This is a genomic window from Acidovorax delafieldii 2AN (assembly GCF_000175235.1).
Classification (GTDB): domain Bacteria; phylum Pseudomonadota; class Gammaproteobacteria; order Burkholderiales; family Burkholderiaceae_C; genus Acidovorax; species Acidovorax delafieldii_B.
Genome location: NZ_ACQT01000327.1, coordinates 1 through 3,380, shown reverse-complemented (window position 1 = coordinate 3,380; position 3,380 = coordinate 1). Strand labels below are relative to the sequence as shown.

4 protein-coding genes are annotated in these 3,380 nt (G+C 69.0%); 3 read left to right on the top strand and 1 reads right to left on the bottom strand.

The features are described from left to right. Positions 1 to 961, top strand: a 961-nt coding sequence (locus ACDELDRAFT_RS20475; protein ID WP_005799991.1) for a Bug family tripartite tricarboxylate transporter substrate binding protein, incomplete at its 5' end; no start/stop codon positions are given. Here the strand turns inward: ACDELDRAFT_RS20475 and ACDELDRAFT_RS20470 are convergent. Next, on the bottom strand, positions 879 to 1,583 hold the full coding sequence (locus tag ACDELDRAFT_RS20470; RefSeq protein WP_005799990.1) for a glutathione S-transferase N-terminal domain-containing protein: 705 nt from the start codon (positions 1,581 to 1,583) through the stop codon (positions 879 to 881). The two genes, ACDELDRAFT_RS20475 and ACDELDRAFT_RS20470, sit on opposite strands and share 83 nt — an antisense overlap. Before the next feature lie 161 nt (positions 1,584 to 1,744). On the opposite strand from ACDELDRAFT_RS20470, the gene dapF reads away from it, so the two are divergent. Further along, positions 1,745 to 2,623: a diaminopimelate epimerase gene (gene dapF / locus ACDELDRAFT_RS20465; protein WP_005799989.1), complete on the top strand. Its 879-nt coding sequence runs from the start codon at positions 1,745 to 1,747 to the stop codon at positions 2,621 to 2,623. After that, positions 2,620 to 3,315 (top strand): DUF484 family protein, encoded by a 696-nt coding sequence (locus tag ACDELDRAFT_RS20460; protein ID WP_005799988.1) that lies wholly within the window; start codon positions 2,620 to 2,622, stop codon positions 3,313 to 3,315. Before dapF ends, ACDELDRAFT_RS20460 begins: the two co-directional genes overlap by 4 nt. Positions 3,316 to 3,380 lie beyond the last annotated feature (65 nt).

Sequence of the window (3,380 nt, the reverse complement as noted above, 5' to 3'; positions counted from 1 at the left end):
CTCGGTGGACGCCACGGCGCGGCGCCTGGCGGAAACCTGGCGCCCACGGCTGGGCACCGTCGTGGTGGAGCAGAAGGTGGGGGCGGGCGGGCGCATCGCCGTCACCACGCTCAAGGATGCGGCGCCCGACGGGCTGACCATGCTGCTCAGCCCCTCGTCCATGTTCACCATCTACCCGCATGTGTTCAAGCGCCTGCAGTACAAGCCCGCGACGGATGCGATCGCCGTGTCGCCCGTGGCGCTGTCCACCTGCGGCTTCGTGGTTGGGCCCAAGGTGCCCGAGTCGGTGCGCACGCTGCGCCAGTTTGCCGACTGGGCCAAGGCCCAGCCCGAGCCGCAGGGCTATGCCTCGCCCGCCGCCGGGGCCATGCCGCACTTCCTGGGCAACCAGTTTGCGCGGGCGGCGGGCGTTGCGCTCACGCACGTGCCTTACCGCGGTGCGGCACCAGGCCTGCAGGACCTGATGGGCGGGCAGGTGGCGTCGGGCTGCTTCAGCGTGGGCGACTGTCTGCCGCACCTGCCCACCGGCCGGGTGCGGGTGCTGGGCGTGACGGACGCGCGCCGCTCGCGCTTTCTGCCCGAGGTGCACACGTTCGAGGAGCAGGGCTTTGCGGGCATCCAGGGCGTGGAGAGCTACGGGCTGTTCCTGCCCGCGCGCACGCCGGCTGCGCAGGTGGAAAGGCTGGCCGAGCTGGCCCGCTTCGCCGTGAAGGAGCCGGCCGTGATCGAGACGCTGGCCAAGCTGGGTTTCGAGCCCATCGCCTCGGGCCCGGACGACTACGCGCGCCAGCTCGCGCAGGAGCGCGACCGCTGGGCGCCGGTGGTGGCCGCGTCGGGATTTTCGCGGACGACTGAGCCGTGCCGGGCGCCCGCGCTGCTCAGCGCGGGCCGGGCACGGTCAGGCCGCGCTGCACGGCGGGCCGCGCCACGAAGGCATCCAGCACGCGCCGCACTTCCGTGAACTGGCCAAACTCCACGAGGTCACCTGCGCCATAAAAGCCGATCAGGTTGCGCACCCACGGGAAAATGGCGATGTCGGCGATGGTGTACGCATCCCCCATCACCCAAGCGCGGCCCGCCAGGCGCTGCTCCAGTACGGCCAGCAGGCGTTTGGATTCGGCCACGTAACGGTCGCGCGGACGCTTGTCCTCGAAGTCCTTGCCCGCGAACTTGTGAAAGAACCCGAGCTGGCCGAACATCGGGCCCAGGCCGCCCATCTGCCACATCAGCCACTGCAGGGTTTCGTAGCGTGCCGCGCCGTCCGTCGGCATGAGCCGTCCGGCCTTGTCGGCCAGGTACACGAGGATGGCGCCCGACTCGAACAGCGCCAGCGGCTGCCCGCCCGGGCCGTTCGGGTCGAGGATGGCCGGAATCTTGTTGTTGGGGTTGAGCGACAGGAATTCGGGCGAGGTCTGGTCGTTGGTCTCGAAGCTCACCAGGTGCGGCTCATAGGGCAAGCCCAGCTCTTCCAGCGCAATCGACACCTTCACGCCGTTGGGCGTGGGCAGCGAGTAGAGCTGGATGCGATCGGGATGCCTTGCCGGCCACTTGCGGGTGATGGAGAAAGCGGACAGATCGGTCATGAAAATCCTCTGTTCAGGGGCGTGCCGCCCGGAAACGCAAGCCTAATCGGATGCGTTAACCGGCACAGAACCAGGGCATTGCCCCACGCCTGTCGCTGTCGCCAGGCGGCGAGCGCCACCGCGGCGATGGCGCAGGCAGCCCAGCGACGATAATCCAGCCCATGCAGATCCGCTTTACCAAAATGCAGGGTGCAGGCAACGATTTCGTCGTGCTCGACGAGACGCAGGGGCGCCTGGGCCTGACGCCGGCGCACTACCGCTTCCTGGCTGATCGCCACTTTGGCGTGGGTGCCGACCAGATCCTCACCGTGCGGCCCTCGCCGGCGGAAGGCATCGATTTCGAATACGTGATCCACAACGCCGATGGCGGCGAGGTGGAGCAGTGCGGCAACGGTGCCCGCTGTTTCGCGCGCTACGTGCGCGACAAGGGCCTCACCACCAAGGACACCATCCGGGTGCAGACGCTGGCCGGGGTGATCGCCCCCCAGCTCACGCCCGACGGGCGCGTTACGGTGGACATGGGCCGCCCGGAGTTCGACGCGGCGCGCGTGCCCTTCGATGCGGCCGGCCTCGCGCCCGTGGCGCAGGGTTTGGGGCAAAAATGGCCTCTGGCGCTTGCTGGGTCTGCGCAAGATGCTCCTGTTATGGTAGCGGTGGTGTCCATGGGCAACCCGCACGCCGTGCAACTGGTGCAGGACGTGGACACCGCGCCCGTGGCCCAGACCGGCCCCTTGATCGAATCGCACCCGCGCTTTCCGCGGCGGGTGAATGCCGGCTACTTGCAGATCGTGGACCGGGGCCATGTGCGCCTGCGCGTTTTCGAGCGTGGCGCGGGTGAAACCCTGGCCTGCGGCACCGGGGCTTGCGCCGCCGTGGCGGCGGGCATTCGCCTGGGGCTGCTCGATGCGCGCGTGGACGTGCAGACGCGCGGCGGCCTGCTCACCATTGCCTGGAGTGGCCAGGAGGCCGACTCCGTTTTCATGACCGGCCCGGCCACCCTCGTTTTTGACGGCCAGATCGAACTTCCCGACACGCCATGACCACCAGCTCTCCCATTCCTCCGATCACCGAAGACGACATCGCCCAGTTCCTCACGCAGACGCCCGGATTCTTCGAGCGCCATGCCGAGGTACTGGCCAGCGTGCAGATCACCAGCCCGCACGGCCAGCGCGCCGTGAGCCTGCAGGAGCGCCAGGCCGAGATGCTGCGCGAGAAGATCAAGGGGCTGGAGCAGCGCATCATGGAAATGGTGCGCCACAGCAACGAGAACGCTGCCATCGCCGCCAAGGTCGACCAGTGGACAGGCGCCCTGCTGCAGATCCGCGACCCCATGGATCTGCCCCAGGCCGTGGTGGATGGCGTGCGCACCCTGTTTGACGTGCCGCAGGCCGCCGTGCGCGTGTGGGGTGTGGCGGGCGCCTACATCGACGCTGATTTCACCCAGGGTGCCAGTGAGGATGCGCAGGCTTTTGCCTCTTCGCTCACCATGCCGTTCTGCGGCCCCAACCTGGGTTTCGAGCCTGCAGCCTGGCTGGCTCAGGGCGAAGCCGCACAGGCCCAGTCGCTGGCCCTGCTACCGCTGCGCGAAGGCGCCATCGACAGCGCCACACCGGCCTTCGGCCTGCTGGTGCTGGGCTCGCACGACGCGCAGCGCTTCGACGCCACCATGGGCACCGACTTCTTGGCGCGCATGGCCGAATTGGCCAGCGCCGCATTGGCACGCCTGCGATGATTTGCCCGGCGCGCCGGGGCGTGCTGCGTGTCCACGCTTTCCACGCGCGCCAGCGCGGGGCGCCG

Excerpts from the sequence above, each read along its gene's own strand:
- ACDELDRAFT_RS20460 (WP_005799988.1), top strand. The coding sequence starts at position 2,620 with ATGACCACCAGCTCTCCCATTCCTCCGATCACCGAAGACGACATCGCC.
- ACDELDRAFT_RS20470 (WP_005799990.1), bottom strand. The coding sequence starts at position 1,583 with ATGACCGATCTGTCCGCTTTCTCCATCACCCGCAAGTGGCCGGCAAGG.
- dapF (WP_005799989.1), top strand. The coding sequence starts at position 1,745 with ATGCAGATCCGCTTTACCAAAATGCAGGGTGCAGGCAACGATTTCGTC.